Origin of the sequence: Micromonospora terminaliae (genome assembly GCF_009671205.1) — a bacterium.
GTDB classification, from domain to species: domain Bacteria; phylum Actinomycetota; class Actinomycetes; order Mycobacteriales; family Micromonosporaceae; genus Micromonospora; species Micromonospora terminaliae.
In genome coordinates, this window is the sequence record NZ_CP045309.1 from 6,622,288 (window position 1) to 6,639,563 (window position 17,276).

The following is a 17,276-nucleotide window of genomic DNA, read 5'->3' on the forward strand; positions in this document are numbered from 1 at the left end:
CCCCTCAACCCAGTGGCGCCGGACCGCCGAACACGACCGGGATGCCGGGGGAGTAGAGCACGCTCACCGGCGGCCCGGCCGGCGGCGGCAACCCGGCGGCGGTGACCAGGTCGTCGTCCAGGTGCAGCAGTTCGGCCCGGTGCAACGGCCACTGCGGATGCCAGTTCGGCAGGTGCAGGGTGCGCCCGTACGCCCGGGTGTGCAGGCCCCAGCGGGCGGTGAGGAAGTGCTCCAGCGGCGTCGGCTCGCCGACCCGCACCGCCATCCGGCTCGACGCCCCGGCGGGACCGGGCCAGCGCCGGCGGCAGCGGTAGGTGAGGCGGTCCCCGTCCCGCTCCAGCCGCATCGCCGACCACTTGTACGGCAGCCGCAGGCTCAGCTGCGCGACCAGCACCGGCACGAGGCGGGACGCGTCCAGCGAGCGGAACACCACGGCCCGCCGCCCGGTGCCGTCGACGGAGTACAGCCGGACGTTGGTCTCCCAGAAGGTGCCGAAGTACGGCACACCCGGCCCCCGGCCGAGACCGAGCCCGACCATCCGGAACCCGATCAGCCCGACGTAGCTGAGCCCGTCGAGGGTGTCGGGCTGGGTGCCGGGCGGCAGCAGCGGCGCGACGACCTCCGGCGCGACCGCCCAGTGCAGGAAGGTGAGATCCTGCCAGCGCTGCCGCAGCCAGGCACGCGGGAACGCCCGCACGGGCGCGCAGTCGACCGGCTCGACGTCCACGCCTCCATCGTGCACTCCGGGCGGTCAGGACAGGAACGCCAGCAGGCGCCGGAGGGTCTCGTCGGGTGCCTCCTCCGGCAGGAAGTGCCCGGAATCCACGGGCCCGCCCTCGACCTGATCCGCCCAGGCCCGCCACACCTCCAGGGGCCGGTACCACGTCGCCACCGGACCGGCGTGACCCCACAGCGCCAGCACCGGACAGGCGATCCGCCGCCGGCCCCGGTCGGCCCGGTCGTGCTCGTAGTCCAGGGTCGCCGCGGCCCGATACTGCTCACAGATCGCGTGGACGGCCGCCGGCCTGCCGAGCTTCGCCACGTACTCCGCCCGCACCGACGCGGGGAAGGCGTCGGGCACCTCCGACAGGTTGTCGAGCATGTGGTCGACGATGACCTCCGGCGCCCGCGCGACCAGCCGCTCCGGCACCGGCTCGGGCGCCGCGAGGAACGACCACAGCCAGAAGCCCAGGCTGAACGCCATGTCGGCGCGGTCGAACGCGTCGCCGGTGGGCACGATGTCCAGCACCGCGAGGCGGCTCACCGCGTCCGGGTGGTCCAACGCCATCCGGTACGCGCACCGCCCGCCACGGTCGTGCCCCACCACGGCGAACCGCTCGTAGCCCAGCAGCCGCATGACCTCGACCTGCTCGGCCGCCACCCGGCGCATGCTGTAGGGGGCGTGGTCCGGCGTGCTGGGCGGCGTGCCGCTGTCACCGAAGCCGCGCAGGTCGGTGGCCACCACGGTGAACCGCTCGGCGAGCCCCGGCGCCACCCGGTGCCACATGAGGTGCGTCTCGGGCATGCCGTGCAGCAGCAGCACCGGCGGCCCGTCACCACCCCGGCGCCCGTGAATGGTGGTGCCGGAGGTGATGACGTCCAGCTCCTCGAAGCCCTCGAACACCGGATGCCGCCCCTTCCGGGCCCTCGTGGGCCCGTCCGGTTCAACGACCGGAGGCCTCACTCGGGCCGGTGGCACACCGCCTCGACGTTGTTGCCGTCGGGGTCGCGGACGAACGCCCCGAAGTAGGTCGGGTGGTATTCCGGCCACACCCGCGGCGCGTGCAGCACCTCGGCGCCGGCCGCCACCGCGGCGTCGTGGAACGCCTGCACGGCGGCCCGGTCCGGGGCGGTGAAGGCGATGTGCGACTCCAGCGGCGCGTCGGCGTCGGCGGGCGCGGGCACCAGCCAGAAGTCGGGACGGTCTACGCCGTAGCCGATCGGGCCGGGCTCCATGATCCGGCGGCCGCCCAGCGGGGCGAGCACCGCGTCGTAGAAGGCGGCGCTGGCCGGCAGGTCGCGCACCATGACGGAGAAGTGGTCGAGCACGTGGCCTCCCAGCGATCGTCGATGACCGCGCCAGGCTACGAGCCGCCTGTGACACTTCCCGCCCGCGCGGTGCCGGACCCGCGCAGGTGGTGGCGGAACGCCCGCCCGGCCTGCTGTGATGTGCGCGTGGGGGAGTCCGAGGCGCGGCGCACCGTCGAGGCCGTGTGGCGCATGGAGGCCGCCCGCGTCGTCGCCGGCATCGCGGCGCTCGTCCGCGACGTCGGCCTGGCCGAGGAACTCGCCCAGGACGCGCTGGTCGCCGCGCTGGAGCAGTGGCCGCGCGACGGGGTCCCGGCCAACCCGGGGGCGTGGCTGACCACCGTCGGCAAGCGCCGGGCCGTCGACACGCTGCGCCGCCGGCAGACCCAGCAGCGTACGCTCGCCGAACTCGGCCGCGACCTCGACGAACAGGTCACCCCCGACTTCGACGCCGGCCTCGACGAGCCCATCGAGGACGACCTGCTGCGGCTCGTCTTCGTGGCCTGCCACCCGATCCTGTCGCCGATCGCCCGCGCCGCGCTCACCCTGCGACTCGTCGGCGGCCTCACCACCGGTGAGATCGCCCGCGCCTTCCTCACCACCGAACCCACCGTCGGCCAGCGCATCACCCGGGCCAAGCAGGCTCTCGCCGCCGCCCGGATCCCCTTCGAGGTGCCCGGCCCGGCCGAGCGGGCCGAACGCCTCGACTCGGTCCTGGAAGTCGTCTATCTCATCTTCAACGAGGGCTACTCGGCCACCGCCGGCGACGACTGGATGCGCCCCACCCTCTGCCAGGAGGCCCTGCGGCTGGCCCGGCTGCTCCAGGGGCTCATGCCCGCCGAGCCCGAGGTGCACGGCCTCGCCGCGCTGCTGGAGATCCAGGCGTCCCGCACCGCCGCCCGCACCGGCCCCGACGGCGCGCCGATCCTCCTCAACGACCAGGACCGCGGCCGCTGGGACCAGTGGCTCATCCGCCGTGGCCTCGCCGCCCTCGACCGGGCCCGCACCGACCATCCCGGCCCGTACGCCCTCCAGGCCGAGATCGCCGCCTGCCACGCGCGGGCGCGTACCCCAGAGGAGACCGACTGGGCGCGGATCGCCGCCCTCTACGCGGAGCTGGCCCGGCTCGTGCCCTCGCCCGTGGTGGAGCTGAACCGGGCCGTCGCCGTGGCCCAGGCCGACGGGCCCGCCGCCGGCCTGAAACTGGCCCGGGAACTGGAGTCCGAGTCGGCGCTGGCCGGCTACCACCTGCTGCCGAGCGTGATCGGTGACCTGCTGTTCAAGCTCGGCCGGCTGCCGGAGGCCCGGGCCGAGTTCGAGCGGGCCGCCTCCCTCACCGGCAACGCGCGGGAGCGGGCATTGCTGCTCGACCGGGCCGCCGCCTGCGGCCCGTAAAAAATCTTGAGAAGTCATGTCGGATCCCGGCCGGCTCGATCGACGCGTCAGCGAGAACCGATGACGAGGAGATCGAGATGACCAGCACGACGCTCACCCGGGCCGCGACGGCACGGGGTGTCCGGACCACCACCCTGCTCGGCGCCGGGGCCGCCGCCGGGCCGCTGTTCCTCGGCCTGGGGCTCGCCCAGGCGTTCACCCGCGACGGCTTCGACCTGAGCCGGCAGCCGCTCAGCCTGCTCTCCCTCGGCGAGCACGGCTGGATCCAGATCGCCAACTTCGTCGTCTCCGGGCTGCTGGCCCTGGCCGGTGCCGTCGGCTTCCGGCGGGCGCTGCGCGGCGGGCGGGCCGGGACGTGGGGGCCGGCGCTGGTCGCGGTGCTCGGAGTCGGGCTGATCGTCGCCGGGGTGCTCCGCGCCGACCCGAGCATGGGCTGGCCGGCGGGCGCGCCGGAGGGCAACCCCGAGACGATGAGCTGGCACTCCTACGGGCACGGGGTCGGGGCGATGCTCTCGTTCGGCTCGCTCACCGTCGCCTGCCTGGTCTTCGCCCGCCGCTTCGGGCGGGTCGGGGCGCTGTCGTCGGTCCTCGTCGCCGCGGCGACCGTCGTCGTCATGGCCTGGCCCGACCAGGACAGCATCAGCGTCCGGATGGTGCTCGGCTCGGCCCTGGTCTTCGGCTGGCTCACCGCCGTTTCCCTGCACACGATCACGACCATCGAGAGGAAGCACTGAAATGCGATTCATGATGATGCACAAGCTGGACGAGGCCGTTCCCGGCAACTTCGAGCCGTCGCCGGAGTTCCTGAAGCGGATGGGCGCCTACATGGAGGAGGTCTCCAGGGCCGGGATCCTGGTGGCTGCCGAGGGGCTCTGCAAGAGCAGCGAGGAGTCGGCGCGGATCACCGCCACCAAGGGCAAGAAGACCGTCACGGACGGGCCGTTCACCGAGACCAAGGAGCTGATCGCCGGCTTCGGGCTGGTCGAGGTCCGGTCGAAGGAGGAGGCGGTCGAGTGGGCGAAGCGGTTCGTGGATGTCTTCACCGAAAGCGGGATCGACGTCGAGGTGGACGTCCGACGGGTGAGTGAGGGACCGCACGAAGGCTGACGGCGAGATCCGGCCGCCCGGCGGTCACACCGCCGGGCGCCCGGCCGTCTCCTGGGCATGACTGCACTGGTACGTGGCACGGCCGCCCTGCTCGGCGCGGCGTCACTGGTCGTCGGGGTCTGGGCGCTGACCCGGGCCGACTCGTTCAGCTCGGCGGTGAACTTCCCGCCGCACGAGCACTTCGTGCACGACGTCGGGGCGTTCCAACTCGGCATCGGCGCGACCCTGCTGCTGGCGCTCATCTGGGGCGACGCCCTGGCCGTCGCGCTGGCCGGCTACGTGGTCGGCGCCGCGGCGCACACCCTGTCGCACGTGGTCGACGCCGACCTGGGCGGCAGCGCGGGCCAGACCTGGCTGGTCCTGCTGTCGGCCCTGCTGGCCCTGGCCGCGCTGGTGGTCCGGCTGCGGCAGCTCGGCTGGGTGGTCGGCTACGTCGACACCGCCCCGGCCCCTGCGTGGGCGCCGCTGGTGCGGCAGAAGACCGTGGTGCTGACGACGTTCAAGCGGGACGGGACGCCGGTGCCGACGGCGGTGAGCGTCGCGGTGGTGGGGGAGCGGGCGTACGTGCGCAGCTTCGAGAAGGCGTGGAAGACCCGGCGGATCCGCAACAACCCGCACGTGACCCTGGCCCCCTCGACGGCCCTCGGCAAGCCGACCGGGGCGGCGGTGGAGGCGGTGGCGCGCCGGCTGAGCGGGCCGGAGTACCGGGCGGCGAGCCGGGCGCTGGTCCGGAAGCACCCGCTGCTGCACGGGGTGCTCGTGCCGCTGACGCACCGGCTCGGCCGGGCGCGGACCGGCCGCACCGTGCACTTCGAACTGACTGCACGCTGAAGGTATATACGCGAGGTATACCCTCAGGGTATGGTGACGTCATGAGCGTTCCCATGACCCTCCTCGGCCTGCTCGACCGCGAGCCCAGCCACGGCTACGACCTCAAGCGCGACTATGACGCCTTCTTCAGCCGGGGCAAGCCCCTGCCGTTCGGCCAGGTCTACGCGACGCTGAGCCGGCTCGCCCGCGACGGCAAGATCGTGATCGGCGAGGTCGAGCCGGGCGTCGGCCCCGAGCGCAAGCGCTACGTCATCACCGAACGCGGCGCCACCGAGGTCGAGTCGTGGCTGACCGAGCCCGTCCCGGCCGAGCCCAACCTCCAGACGGTCCTGTTCACCAAGGTGGTGCTGGCGCTCATGCTCGGCCGCCCCGCCGAGGACTACCTCGACCGGCAGCGCGCCGCCCACCTGGGCCGCATGAAGGAGCTCACCGAGATCAAGCGCTCCGGCACCCTGGTCGACGCCATGCTGGCCGACCACGGCCTGTTCCACCTGGAAGCCGACCTGCACTGGATCGACACCACGGCCGCCCGGCTGAACGCGCTCGCGAAGGAGGTACGGGGATGACGGCCGTCGAGGCGCGCGACGTGAAGCTGTCCTTCGGCGAGACCCCGGCGCTGCGCGGCGCCAGCGTCGCGGTGGAGCCCGGCGAGATCGTCGCCGTCATGGGCCCCAGCGGCTCCGGCAAGTCCACACTGCTGCACTGCCTGGCCGGGATCCTGGTGCCGGACTCCGGCGAGATCCACTTCGACGGCCGGCGGATCGACACCCTCAGCGAGACCCGGCGCAGCGTCCTGCGCCGGGACCGGTTCGGTTTCGTGTTCCAGTCCGGGCAGCTCGTGCCGGAGCTGACCGCCGAGGAGAACGTGGCGCTGCCCCTGCTGCTCAACGGGGTGAAGCGGGCCGCCGCGCTCAAGGAGGCGCGGCCCTGGTTCCAGCGGCTCGACCTGACCGGGCTGGAGCGGCGCCGCTCCGGCGAGCTGTCCGGCGGGCAGGCGCAGCGCGTCGCCCTCGCGCGCGGCCTCGTGGCGCGGCCCGGCGCCCTGTTCGCCGACGAGCCGACCGGCGCGCTCGACTCGCTGACCGGCGAGCAGGTCATGGACCTGCTGGTCTCCTCGGCCCGCGAGGAGGGCACCACCGTCGTCCTCGTCACCCACGACGCCCGCGTCGCCGCGTACGCCGACCGGCAGGTCATCGTGCGCGACGGCAAGGTGAACGCGCTGGTGACGGCATGATCCGGTTCGCGGTCCGGCTGTCCCTGGCCGGCGGGCGGGAGGCCGCAACAAGGCTCGTCGTCATCGCCGCCGCCGTGGCGCTCGGCGTCGGCATGCTCCTGGCCACCCTCGCCGGCATGAACGCCGTCGACGCCCAGAACCAGCGGTACGCCTGGCTCAACACCGCCGTCGCCCCGGCCTCCACCGACCCGGCGGCCGAGCCGATGTGGTGGCTGATCCGGGAGGACTACCACGACGGCGACTCGATCGGCCGGGTCGAGGTCGCCGCGACCGGCCCGGAGGCGCCCGTCCCGCCGGGCATCCCGCGCCTGCCCGGCCCCGGCGAGTACTACGTCTCACCCGCCCTCGGCGAGCTGCTGCGGAGCACCCCGGCGGCGCAACTCGGTGACCGCTTCCCGGGCCACCAGGTGGGCACCATCGGCCGGGAGGCGCTGCCCTCGCCGGACTCGCTGCTGATCGTCATCGGCCGCACCCCGGCCGACCTCGAACAGCTGGGCGCGCGCAAGGTCACCCAGATCATGACCACCTCGCCGGACGGCTGCCCCAGAGGCTGCTACGTCGGCATCAACCACGACGGCATGGCCCTCGTGCTCTCCATCGTCGCCGCCGCGCTGCTGTTCCCGGTGCTCATCTTCATCGGCACCGCCACCCGGCTGGCCGCCACCCGCCGGGAACAGCGCTTCGCCGCCATGCGCCTGATCGGCGCCACACCACGGCAGATCTCCGTCATCTCCGCCGTGGAGTCCGTGCTCGCCGCCGCAGTCGGCACGGCCGTCGGGTTCGGCCTGTTCCTCGCCGTCCGCCCGGCGCTGGCCGAGATCCCGTTCACCGGCGAGCGCTTCTTCACCGCCGACCTCGCACTGACCCTCACCGACGTCCTGGCCGTCGCGGCCGGCATCCCGCTCGGCGCTGTGGCGGCATCCTGGCTGGCGCTGCGCCGGGTGCAGATCTCCCCGCTGGGCGTCGCGCGCCGGGTCACCCCGAAACCGCCACGCGCCTGGCGGCTCATCCCGCTGGTCGCCGGGCTCGTCGAGCTGGCGTACTTCGTCGGCCGGCGGCCGCCCACGACCAACGGGCAGCTCACCGCGTACCTCTCGGGGTTCCTGCTGATCCTCACCGGGCTGGTGCTGGCCGGGCCGTGGCTGACCATGGTCGGCGCGCGGCTGCTGGCCGGGCGGGCGAGTCGGCCCGCGGCGCTCATCGCCGGGCGGCGCCTCGCCGACAATCCCCGGGCCGGCTTCCGGTCCGTGAGCGGGCTGATCGTGGCGCTGTTCGTGACGAGCGTGGCCACCGGCATCATCACCACCTACGTGGCCAACCGGGGCGAGCCGCGCACCGACTCGGTGGCCGCCACGTCCCTGACCACGTGGTTCCCGCCCGAGGACGGCCCCGCGCCCACCGCGGACCAGATCCCGGCCGGGCTCGCGACGATCCCCGGGGTACGCAGCGTGACCCTGGTCCACGCCAACCCCGTCACGGAGCCACCCCCGATGGAGGTGTACGGGCCGGCGGACGCCCCCGTCCAGCGGTGGTGGTATCCGGGCGTCATCACGTGCGCCGAGCTGGACCGGCTCGCGGTGTTCGGCGCCTGCCCACCCGGCGCGCGGGTCGCGACGGTGGCCGACGACCTCATCGGCGAGCGCGCGTGGGACCTGACCAACGACGACTACGTCTGGCCCGCCGCCGACCTGGACCCGGCGCAGGTCGAGCGGCAGCCAATCCGGTCGGTGGTCGTCAACACCACCAGCAGCGCCGCGTTCGAGCGGGCCCGAACCATGCTGATCAACGCGTTCCCGACGAATCGATTCCCAGGCAGCGTCGCCGAGTGGGAGTCCGACTCCGCCCGGCTCCTGGTGCAGTTCCAGCAACTGGCCGACGTGGTCATGCTGGCCAGCCTGCCCATCGCCGGCTGCAGTCTGGCGGTGAGCGTGGCCGGCGGGCTGAGCGACCGGAAGCGGCCGTTCAGCATGCTGCGCCTGACCGGGGTGCAGCTGCGTACGCTGCGGCGGGTCGTGGCGCTGGAGACCGTCGTGCCGCTGCTGGCCGTCGCGGCGGTGGCCATCGGGATGGGGTTCCTGGCCGCGCACCTGTTCCTGCGCGCGCAGCTCGGCTACACGCTGCTGGCGCCGCACGGGTCGTTCTACCTCATGGTGGCCGGTGGGCTGGCGGTGTCGCTGGGGATTGTCGCCTCGACGCTGCCGCTGCTGCGCCGGATCACCGGCCCGGAGACGGCGCGGAACGACTAGGCCCGCTACCCGAGCGGGACCTGGACCGCCACGTCGTGCTTGGGGTAGTAGCTCTCCACCGTGTCGGCGCCGTACTTGGCCTTGAACAGCTCCACCACGTGATTGACCCGGTCGGCCTCGGTGATCGGGGTGGCACTCGAACTCAACGCCATCCCGTTCGCCGACACCTCGATCATCGGGGTCTGCCGGACGTTCTTGTACCACTGGCTGTCGGAGCCGGTCACCGGGACGAGGAAGACGCTGTCCTCGTCCAGCACGAACCACACCGGGTGGGTGATCTGCCGGCCGGTCCTGCGGCCGGTCACGGTGATCTCGACCTCGCGGACCCCGTCGAGGGCGTCCCAGACCGCGTTCGCCACGATTTCCCCCTTGTGCCTCTTTGGCCAGGCTAGGCGCTTGCGCGCCCGGCCGAGGTGGATTCCGCGACCCCGTCACCGCCCGGATCGCGGTCCACTGAGGAGACTTCGCCGCTGTAAGGTTGGCGGGCGGAGCATGGGGGACCGGTCCGACCTCGCTCGGGGGATGGCACAGATGGATCAGCAGGCCAGGGAACAGTTGAAGCTTCTGCGCAGGCTCGAGAAAGTCATCTCGGAAACCGAGTTCTCCTGGTCGCTGTGCCTGGTCGGCGAGGACCAGTCCCGCAAACTCAACGAACTGGCCGCCGAATTGCAGCGCCCCTTCTCGTCCACCGGTGACGAGAAACGGATCGTATCCGGCTATTCCTATTGGGGCATCGAGCCGGCGGTCAACTGGCAGCGGGCCTGCACGGACCCCAACTACCCGGTCATGCGCGACGGGATCGAGACGTTCAGCCGGCGCTGGCGGAACCTGCACTCCCGGCACAACGACCGGCCCTACCACTACATCAGTCTCGGCCCCGGCACGGGCGAGAAGGACGCCGTGGTGCTGGCCGACCTCCAGCGGGCGAACCCGGAAATGTACTACGTGCCCGTCGACATGAGCGCGGAAATGCTGCGCCTGGGCCTGAAGCCGATAAAGTCCCTGCCGTTCTTCCGGCAGTTCCGCAATCAACTGCTGCCGGTGCAGCTCGACTTCTCGGTCGAGGAAAACGTGGCCGAGCTCAACGAACTGCGCGGCCGGCTCATCGGCGACGAGCCGGTGCTGTTCTCCCTGCTCGGCAACACGATGGCCAACTTCGACGAGGACGTCGAGCTGGTCGAGCGCCTGAGCCGGCAACTCCTGCGCCCACAGGACCGGCTCATGGTCGAGGTCGCCACCGCCTCCCACCTCGACGACCGGATGGCCCAGCAGGCCGCCCGCGAATACGAGACCAGCTGGGTGTTCCGCGAGTTCGTCATCAGCGCCCTGCGCCAGAACACCGACCTCTCGGTGAACATGAACTACGTCCGCTTCGAGGGGGTCGTCGAGGAGGGGCGGTCGCTGGTCATCAAGGTGATCTACTGCAACCAGTCGGCCGAGGACCTGAAGATCGTGCTCCCGAACCGCAGCGAGGTCCACTTCCCGAGCGGCGACACCATCCGGCTCCTCATCACCCGGAAATACCAGCTCAAGGCCCTGGCGGCCGCGCTGGCCAAGGCCGGCCTCTTCGTCGAGAGCGAGGCGTTCACGCAGTTCCAGGCGTACGAGCGGGCCCGCCGGTTCGGCATGGACCTCATGCTCCTGTCGAGCAGCGAGGCCGGCAACGGCCACGACAGCGCCGCCCGGGACGTCTTCCGCCGCCCCGGCACATGACGCGCGGACGGCCACGCGCGGTGCCCCTGCCGTCGTGGGTGACGGCACCCCGTACCTGGATCATGGTGGTCACCGCCGGCAGCCTCACGGTGGCCTTCGTCGTCAGCGCCGCCTGGTGGACCCGGTCGGCCGGCACGAGCCGCTTCGAACCGGCGGTGCAGATCCTGGGCCTGCTCGGCGGCATCACCGGCATCGTGGCCGAACGCTGGGCGGCGGGCCGGGAGCGGCGCGCCGAGGCCCTCCAGGCCATCGGCGAGGAGTTGCGGGACAACCGGAGGATCCTCGCGTCCCCGCCCTTCTCCGTGGGCGCCGCGCAGCCGGCCCGTCGGCAGGTCTACCCCCGGATGAACCTGTCGGCGGTGAACGCCGCCCTCTCCTCGGCCGTGCTGTCCCCCAGGCGCGACGAGGGGCTGTCCAGCATGCTCCACGACTGGCGGAACGAGGCGGAGATCTTCAACCACCAGCTCTCCCTCGCCGAGATCCTGGCCTTCACCAACGGCTCCGACGAGGTGCTCCGGGACCTGCACCAGGGCCTGCACGGCGCCGACGGCCCGCTGGAACGGATGCAGGAACACCTCAGCGGCCTGCTGGCCACGCCACCACTGACCGCGGCGCTCGCTCGTTAGGCGCTCGTGCGGCGGTGCGGCGGTGCGGCGTCCGAAAAGGATTGCACCCCGACGGTACGATCAACGGCGAGTAGTGAAGGCTGCCGTCATCGTGACGGGCGGGCCCATGTGCGCTCTGGGCTCCGGACAACAGTTGAGCCGAACACATCGGGGGAAACCATGTTCGAGCGGCTGGGCAGATTCGTCGTCGGCAAGGCGTGGTGGGTCATCGCCGGCTGGGTGGTGGCGGCCGCCGCCAGCATCCTCACCACCCCGTCGCTGAGCGACATCACCTCCGCCGACCAGGAGAGCTTCCTGCCCCGCTCCTATGAGTCGGTGCAGGCCACCGAACTCGGGCAGAAGGCGTTCCCGCAGCAGGCCACCGCCACGGCCACGATCGTGGTCAAGCGCGCCGACGGGCAGAAGCTCACCCCCGCCGACGAGGCGAAGGTGGGCCAGGTCGCCCAGGCGCTCAAGGCCCGGAACATCCCCCGGACGTCCGGCTACCAGACCGGCCCGCCGGCCGTCGCGCCCGACAAGTCCGTCCAGGTGGTCAACGTCGGCCTCGACGCCACCACCCCCGACGACCCGGCGCTGCTCGACGCCGTACGCGACCTGCGCTCCGCCATCGGCCCCGAGCTGGCGGGCAGTGGCCTGAGCGCCGGCGTGGCCGGCGACGTGGCCAGCTTCGTCGACAACGAGGACACCTTCAACAAGGCCTTCGCCGTGGTCGGCGTCGCGACGATCATCCTGATCATCGGACTGATCCTGATCATCTTCCGCAGCCCCATCGCCGCGCTGCTGCCCGTCGTGGTCGTCAGCGCCGTCCTCACCATCACGACCGGGCTGGTCGCCGCCGCGGGCAAGGCGTTCGACCTCAACGTCAGCCAGGACCTGCAGACGATCCTGCTGATCGTGCTGTTCGGCATCGGCACCGACTACATCCTGTTCCTGCTCTTCCGCTACCGCGAACGGCTGCGCGCCGGCGACGACAAGCGCACCGCGATGATCGTGTCCGTCCAGCGGGTCGGCGAGGTCATCACCTCCGCGGCCGGGGCCGTCATCGTCGCGTTCCTCGTGCTGCTGCTGGCGTCCCTGGGCTTCTTCGGCTCACTCGGCCCGGCGCTCGCCATCGCCGTCGCCGTCATGCTCATCACCTCGCTCACCCTCATCCCGGCCGTCGTCTCGCTGCTGGGCCGGTACGTCTTCTGGCCGTCCAAGGCCTGGCAGCGCGCCCCCAAGGCCACCCTGTCGCGCCGCCTCGGCACCACCGTCGGCCGCCGCCCCGCGATCGTCGCGGCGGCCTCCGGCATCGTGCTGGTCGCGCTCGCCGCGGGCGTGCTCAGCTACAAGGCCGACTACGACTTCAGCGCCGGCTTCCCGCAGGACACCGAATCGGCCAAGGCCGCCAAGGACCTGCAGCGCGGCTTCGCCGCCGGCGCACTCGCCCCCACCGAGGTCTACCTGACCACCGGCAACGGGACGCCGCTGAGCGAGCAGCAGGTCACCGACTTCGCGGCGGCCGCGGCGAAGGCGCCCGGTGTTGGCCAGGCGCAGCCGCCGGAGCGCAGCACCGACCCGAGCGTGGCCCGGGTCAACCTGCTGCTCAACGAGAACCCGGTGTCCAACGAGGCGATCACCCTCGTCCGGGACGACCTGCGCGACGCCGTGCACGAGGCGGCGCCACCCGGCACCAAGGCGCTGGTCGGCGGCACCACGGCGATCTTCGCCGACATCAACTCGGCGAACAACCGCGACCTCTCGGTGATCCTGCCGGTCGCGGCGGGCCTGATCGCGCTGATCCTCGCGTTGCTGCTGCGCAGTCTCGTCGCGCCGATCTACCTGGTGATCGCGGTGCTGCTCAACTTCGCGGCGACGCTGGGGGCGACGGTCTACCTCTTCCAAGGGCTCCAGGGAAAGCCCGGGGTGACCTTCCAGTTGCCGATCATCCTGTACCTGTTCGTGGTGGCCATCGGGACGGACTACAACATCCTGATGATCGCCTGGCTGCGGGAGGAGGCGCGGGAAGGCAACGGGCCGCATGAGGCCGCCGCCATCGGCGTGGAGCACGCGGGGCCGACCGTCGCCGCCGCGGGGCTGATCCTGGCGGGGACCTTCGGGGTGCTGATGCTGGCGCCGATCTCGTTCCTGCAGCAGATGGGGTTCGCGGTCGCGATCGGGATCGTGCTGTCCGCGTTCGTGATGTCGATGTTCTTCGTGCCGGCGTTGACGGCGCTGATCGGGCACAAGGCGTGGTGGCCGGGGCACGGGGACGAGCGGCCGGCCAACGGGCGGCACGCGGCGCCGGAGCCCGCGACCGTGGCGGAGGCGTAGCGGGCGAATTCCCATCGAGCCGACGCCGGCACGCCGGTGAGGCGCAACCCGGACCGGCGCGCGTGCGTCTCAAGGAGGTGGAGACAGTGCGCTTGCACCGGTGGCGGGCACTGCCCTGGGTCACGCTCGCGGCCCTGCTCGCCAGTTGTGGGTCCGCCGGGAACAGCCCAGCCGCCGACCCGCTCGACGGCCTGCGCGAGCAGGCAGGCGGCGCCCTGACCCGGTACGACCAGGCGGTTCGCGCAGCGGGAGGTGCCCCCTTCGTACCGCTGGGGGAACTGACCCACCAACTCGGCGACTGGGAACCGGCGAACGGGTCCTACAAAGAGACCCTGTCGGCCGGCCGCGTCGAGGCCGCCTCGACGCTGCCCGGGGCGCCGAACACGGCCGGCACCATCGTCTGGGCCAACGGCACCCGTCAGGACGTGCCGTTGATCTCGGCGGACGGGGCGCTGGCGCAGCTGCGCGCCGCCGGGACGGGCGACTGTTCCGGCTGCACGCCGCTCAAACTCACCGGGGCTCACCTGACCACGATGGCGGTCCCGACCACCCGCGGCCCGGCGACCGCCCCGGCGTGGGAATACACCCTCGATGGCACGACGGTGCGGCTGGCGCGAGTCGCGGTGGACCCCTCGGCCATCGTCCGGGTGACCCCACCACCCTGGGACGCCGACCACCCACACGAGGGACTGGCGATCGAGTCAGCGACCACCACGACCGCGAGCAGCGAACTGACCGTCACGTTCACCGGCGCGCCCGGCCCCAGCAGCAAGGCGTGCGGGGCCGACTACAGCGCCATCGCGGTCGAGTCGGACCTGGCGGTGGTCGTGATCGTCATCGAGTACCGGCACGCCAAGGACGAAGTGTGCCTGGCCATCGGCGCGCAGCGCAGCGCAACCGTCGAGTTGTCGCGACCATTGGGAGAGCGGGCGGTCCTGGAGGTGACGCAGGGCCTGCCGGTGGAGCTGACCACCACTGGCTGACCGTCCCGCTGCCCTGGCTCGGCGCGAACGGCCGCGCCCAGGGGCGACCTCGTTCACGTGCTGGCCGCCGGCGCATGCAGCCACCGCTCCCGCCGTGGACGAAACCCGGGCAGGCGCGGGCCATCACAGATCTTGACTGATGGTGAGACGGCGACGACTCTTTGTGTAGCTGCGGCAGCCGGGGGTGACCTACCCCGACGCCTCGACTGCGCGGCCTTCTGGATCGCTCGCCGGAAGGACTCTCATGAGGAGTACAGGAAGATCCAATCAACCGCGCCGATTCCTGGCCCTGCTCGTGCTACCGCTGGCGCTCGCCGTCAGCGCACCGGGCTTCGCCAACCCCACGACGGACAGCACGGTAGCCCCCGACCGGTCATCGACCGGCGAACAGAACGGCGTCGGCCTGATGCGCATCGTCGTCGCCGACAAGTCGGGCATCGACCGCCTCAACCAACTCGGCGTCGACCTCGCCGAGTACGTCAAGCCCGTCGACAACGGCATCGAGGTGCACGCCGTCCTCAGCCCCGAGGAGAGCCAGGCGCTGCGGGACAAGGGCTTCGACGTCCAGGACGCCATTTCCGACCAGAGCGACTACGCGCAGAACATGGCCGAGCGGTCCGCCGCGATCCGCGCCGCGACGGCGGCCACCGGCGCCACGGACACCCTGACCGTGCTGCGGGCCGAATGGTTCACGAGCCTCGACAACCAGGTCTTCCTCAACATCGAGGTGAAGTCGAGCGCCGGCACCGACTCGACGACGGTGCTCACGGCCAGCTGGGACAGCGGACCCGGCACGGAGATCGGCTCCGGCGGCACCGCCACGATGTCCCGGTTCACCGACGCCGGCCAGTACATGTACCACCGGTTCAGCAACCCGGTCCCCATCACCGCCAAGCCGGCCCGGGCCACCATCACCAGCAACAAGGGCGGCTCGGCCACCATCGACGTCACCAAGTGGCTGGGCAGCCCGCGCAAGAATCCCGGCAAGCACCCGTACGTGTCGGACTTCGTCGACCACTACATGGACCCGACCGAGGTCACCGCGCGGTTCACCGGCCTGGCCGCGGAGTTCCCCGGGCTGACTCAACTGATCGACCTGCCGTACAAGACGAACGGCTACCGGCGCCAGGCGCAGGCGCAGTTCGGCACGGCCGCCGCCAGCACCGTCTACGTCACCTCCACGACGTACGGGCACGAGGGCGGCAACGACATCACCATGGCGCTGCTCGACCCGGGCACGGCGAACGCCCCGCTGACCGTGAGCGTGTCCGGCAAGGCCGTCACGGTGCGCCTGGCCACCAACGGCTCCGGCGCCATCACCAGCACGGCCGCTCAGGTCGCCGCCGCGGTCAACGCCAACGCCGACGCGGCCGAGCTGCTCACCGCCAGCACGTACCGGGGCAACGCCGGCACCGGCGTGGTGGCCGCGGCCCCGGTGACCCCGCTGACCGACAACCTGAAGGCGCCGGCGAGCGTGTCCCGCGATCCGTTCCAGATGAAGGTGCTGCGCATCGGCAAGCACCGCGACGGCTCGAAGGTCGGCGTCTTCCTCTACTGCCAGGAGCACGCCCGGGAGTGGGTGACCCCGCTGGTCTGCGTGGAGTCCGCCGAACGGCTGCTGCGCAACTACGCCAAGGACCCCAACACCCGCAAGATCGTCGACGACCTCGACATCTTCATCCTGCCCGTCGTCAACCCCGACGGCGCGCACTACAGCATGTACGACTTCAACATGCAGCGGCGGAACATGACCAACTACTGCCCGGCGTCCAACGCCGACCCCGGCCGCCGCAACGCCTGGGGCGTCGACATCAACCGGAACTTCTCCGTCGGCTCCGTCTTCGACGGCTACGTGGGCGCGTCGGCGACCAGCTGCACCAGCGACACCTTCGCCGGCCCGAGCGAGCTGTCCGAGCCGGAGGCGCGCAACGAGGTGTGGCTGGTCGACACCTTCCCGAACATCAAGCTCTCGATGAACACCCACTCCTACGGCGGGTACTTCATGTGGCCGCCGGGGGCGTACAAGGCCGAGGGGCGCGAGGTGCTGCCGCGGGTCGACCAGGGCACCGAGGCGTACTTCTGGACCTCCTCGGACTACATCCTCTCCCGCGTCCAGGAGTACCGGGGCACGGCGATCTGGCCGGGCCGCACCGGACCTGTGACGGACGTGCTGTACTCGGCGGCCGGCAACAGCGCCGACGAGCACTGGTACAACCGGGGGATCATCGGGTGGGACTTCGAGGTCGGCGCGGACATCTACGATCCGGCGACCGGGCGGTTCAACGCCGTGGGGTTCCAGCCGCCTTTTGCCGAGGGGCACGAGGAGGCTATGGAGTTCGCCAACGGGAACATCGGGATTCTCGAGGTGGCTCGGGCTTATGCCACCGACAAGAGTCAGCCTCGGACTGCGCTGGAGGTCGTCAAGCGGGAGCCGGGGGCTACGGCCTTTACGTTCAGTACCAGTGAGCCGGCGAACGTGTACTACACGCTTGATGGCAGCCGGCCGACGTACAACTCACCCAAGCTGGCCCTGGCCGGGATGCGCGAGGGCGTCCAGAACATCACGGTGAACAGCGACACGATGGTGAACTGGTTCTCGATCGACATCGCCGGCAACGTGGAAGGCAACTACAAGCCGGACGGTGAGGGCAAGAACTTCAACAAGCAGCGGGTGAGTGTTCAGTAGCCTCGCCGCTTGAAGCCTGATGGCCGCCGGCCGGTGGGTCGGCGGCCATCGTACTGTGGCGACGTCTCCTGCATCTGGTTGAGCGAGCCGAACTATGGCGGCGTGCCGCACGGG

16 protein-coding genes are annotated in these 17,276 nt (G+C 71.7%); 12 read left to right on the plus strand and 4 right to left on the minus strand.

All coding sequences use genetic code 11. The features are described 5' to 3' along the window. Positions 1–4: 4 nt before the first annotated feature. Genes GCE86_RS30870 through GCE86_RS30880 form a run of 3 tightly spaced genes read right to left on the minus strand, consistent with a single transcriptional unit; the run spans position 5 to position 2,028 of the window. Positions 5–727, minus strand: a complete 723-nt coding sequence (locus GCE86_RS30870; protein ID WP_154230176.1) for a YqjF family protein — start codon at positions 725–727, stop codon at positions 5–7. Between the two features lie 24 nt (positions 728–751). Then, positions 752–1,624: an alpha/beta fold hydrolase gene (locus tag GCE86_RS30875; protein WP_154230177.1), complete on the minus strand. Its 873-nt coding sequence runs from the start codon at positions 1,622–1,624 to the stop codon at positions 752–754. Positions 1,625–1,680: 56 nt separating this feature from the next. Continuing rightward, complete coding sequence (locus GCE86_RS30880) at positions 1,681–2,028, minus strand: VOC family protein (protein ID WP_204343023.1); 348 nt, start codon at positions 2,026–2,028, stop codon at positions 1,681–1,683. Positions 2,029–2,175: 147 nt separating this feature from the next. On the opposite strand from GCE86_RS30880, the gene GCE86_RS30885 reads away from it, so the two are divergent. From GCE86_RS30885 to GCE86_RS30915, 7 genes are all read left to right on the plus strand, one after another. Further along, positions 2,176–3,423, plus strand: a complete 1,248-nt coding sequence (locus tag GCE86_RS30885) for an RNA polymerase sigma factor (protein ID WP_244317120.1) — start codon at positions 2,176–2,178, stop codon at positions 3,421–3,423. Positions 3,424–3,500: 77 nt separating this feature from the next. Next, positions 3,501–4,157 carry a DUF998 domain-containing protein gene (locus tag GCE86_RS30890; RefSeq protein WP_154230180.1) on the plus strand — a complete coding sequence of 219 codons (657 nt, stop codon included), beginning with the start codon at positions 3,501–3,503 and terminating at the stop codon, positions 4,155–4,157. 1 nt (position 4,158) lies between these two features. After that, on the plus strand, positions 4,159–4,530 hold the full coding sequence (locus GCE86_RS30895) for a YciI family protein (RefSeq protein WP_154230181.1): 372 nt from the start codon (positions 4,159–4,161) through the stop codon (positions 4,528–4,530). A 57-nt stretch (positions 4,531–4,587) separates the two neighbouring features. Beyond that, on the plus strand, positions 4,588–5,361 hold the full coding sequence (locus tag GCE86_RS30900) for a PPOX class F420-dependent oxidoreductase (protein WP_154230182.1): 774 nt from the start codon (positions 4,588–4,590) through the stop codon (positions 5,359–5,361). 41 nt (positions 5,362–5,402) lie between these two features. Further along, positions 5,403–5,927, plus strand: coding sequence for a PadR family transcriptional regulator (locus GCE86_RS30905; RefSeq protein ID WP_154230183.1), 525 nt, complete (start codon positions 5,403–5,405; stop codon positions 5,925–5,927). Then, complete coding sequence (locus GCE86_RS30910; RefSeq protein WP_154230184.1) at positions 5,924–6,595, plus strand: ABC transporter ATP-binding protein; 672 nt, start codon at positions 5,924–5,926, stop codon at positions 6,593–6,595. Before GCE86_RS30905 ends, GCE86_RS30910 begins: the two co-directional genes overlap by 4 nt. Continuing rightward, positions 6,592–8,841 (plus strand): FtsX-like permease family protein, encoded by a 2,250-nt coding sequence (locus GCE86_RS30915; protein WP_154230185.1) that lies wholly within the window; start codon positions 6,592–6,594, stop codon positions 8,839–8,841. Before GCE86_RS30910 ends, GCE86_RS30915 begins: the two co-directional genes overlap by 4 nt. 5 nt (positions 8,842–8,846) lie before the next feature. On the opposite strand, the gene GCE86_RS30920 is transcribed toward GCE86_RS30915, so the two are convergent. After that, on the minus strand, positions 8,847–9,200 hold the full coding sequence (locus tag GCE86_RS30920) for a nitroreductase/quinone reductase family protein (RefSeq protein WP_154230186.1): 354 nt from the start codon (positions 9,198–9,200) through the stop codon (positions 8,847–8,849). A 172-nt stretch (positions 9,201–9,372) separates the two neighbouring features. Between GCE86_RS30920 and GCE86_RS30925 the strand changes: the two genes are divergently transcribed. The 5 genes from GCE86_RS30925 (at position 9,373) to GCE86_RS30945 (ending at position 17,162) form a co-directional block, all read left to right on the plus strand. Then, positions 9,373–10,554, plus strand: a complete 1,182-nt coding sequence (locus GCE86_RS30925) for an L-histidine N(alpha)-methyltransferase (protein ID WP_204343008.1) — start codon at positions 9,373–9,375, stop codon at positions 10,552–10,554. A 38-nt stretch (positions 10,555–10,592) separates the two neighbouring features. After that, a complete protein-coding gene (locus GCE86_RS30930; protein ID WP_154230188.1) occupies positions 10,593–11,180 on the plus strand; it encodes a hypothetical protein in 588 nt (195 codons plus the stop codon). Positions 11,181–11,339: 159 nt separating this feature from the next. After that, complete coding sequence (locus GCE86_RS30935; RefSeq protein WP_154230189.1) at positions 11,340–13,493, plus strand: MMPL family transporter; 2,154 nt, start codon at positions 11,340–11,342, stop codon at positions 13,491–13,493. Between the two features lie 86 nt (positions 13,494–13,579). Continuing rightward, complete coding sequence (locus GCE86_RS30940; protein WP_154230190.1) at positions 13,580–14,476, plus strand: hypothetical protein; 897 nt, start codon at positions 13,580–13,582, stop codon at positions 14,474–14,476. A gap of 244 nt (positions 14,477–14,720) precedes the next feature. Further along, a complete protein-coding gene (locus GCE86_RS30945; RefSeq protein ID WP_154230191.1) occupies positions 14,721–17,162 on the plus strand; it encodes a M14 family zinc carboxypeptidase in 2,442 nt (813 codons plus the stop codon). The last annotated feature ends 114 nt before the right edge of the window (positions 17,163–17,276 follow it).

What these genes read in the sequence shown, in the direction of transcription:
- GCE86_RS30880 (WP_204343023.1), bottom strand. Translation starts at nt 2,028, where the DNA reads ATGGTGCGCGACCTGCCGGCCAGCGCCGCCTTCTACGACGCGGTGCTC.
- GCE86_RS30890 (WP_154230180.1), top strand. Translation starts at nt 3,501, where the DNA reads ATGACCAGCACGACGCTCACCCGGGCCGCGACGGCACGGGGTGTCCGG.
- GCE86_RS30895 (WP_154230181.1), top strand. Translation starts at nt 4,159, where the DNA reads ATGCGATTCATGATGATGCACAAGCTGGACGAGGCCGTTCCCGGCAAC.
- GCE86_RS30900 (WP_154230182.1), top strand. Translation starts at nt 4,588, where the DNA reads ATGACTGCACTGGTACGTGGCACGGCCGCCCTGCTCGGCGCGGCGTCA.
- GCE86_RS30905 (WP_154230183.1), top strand. Translation starts at nt 5,403, where the DNA reads ATGAGCGTTCCCATGACCCTCCTCGGCCTGCTCGACCGCGAGCCCAGC.
- GCE86_RS30910 (WP_154230184.1), top strand. Translation starts at nt 5,924, where the DNA reads ATGACGGCCGTCGAGGCGCGCGACGTGAAGCTGTCCTTCGGCGAGACC.
- GCE86_RS30915 (WP_154230185.1), top strand. Translation starts at nt 6,592, where the DNA reads ATGATCCGGTTCGCGGTCCGGCTGTCCCTGGCCGGCGGGCGGGAGGCC.
- GCE86_RS30925 (WP_204343008.1), top strand. Translation starts at nt 9,373, where the DNA reads ATGGATCAGCAGGCCAGGGAACAGTTGAAGCTTCTGCGCAGGCTCGAG.
- GCE86_RS30935 (WP_154230189.1), top strand. Translation starts at nt 11,340, where the DNA reads ATGTTCGAGCGGCTGGGCAGATTCGTCGTCGGCAAGGCGTGGTGGGTC.
- GCE86_RS30945 (WP_154230191.1), top strand. Translation starts at nt 14,721, where the DNA reads ATGAGGAGTACAGGAAGATCCAATCAACCGCGCCGATTCCTGGCCCTG.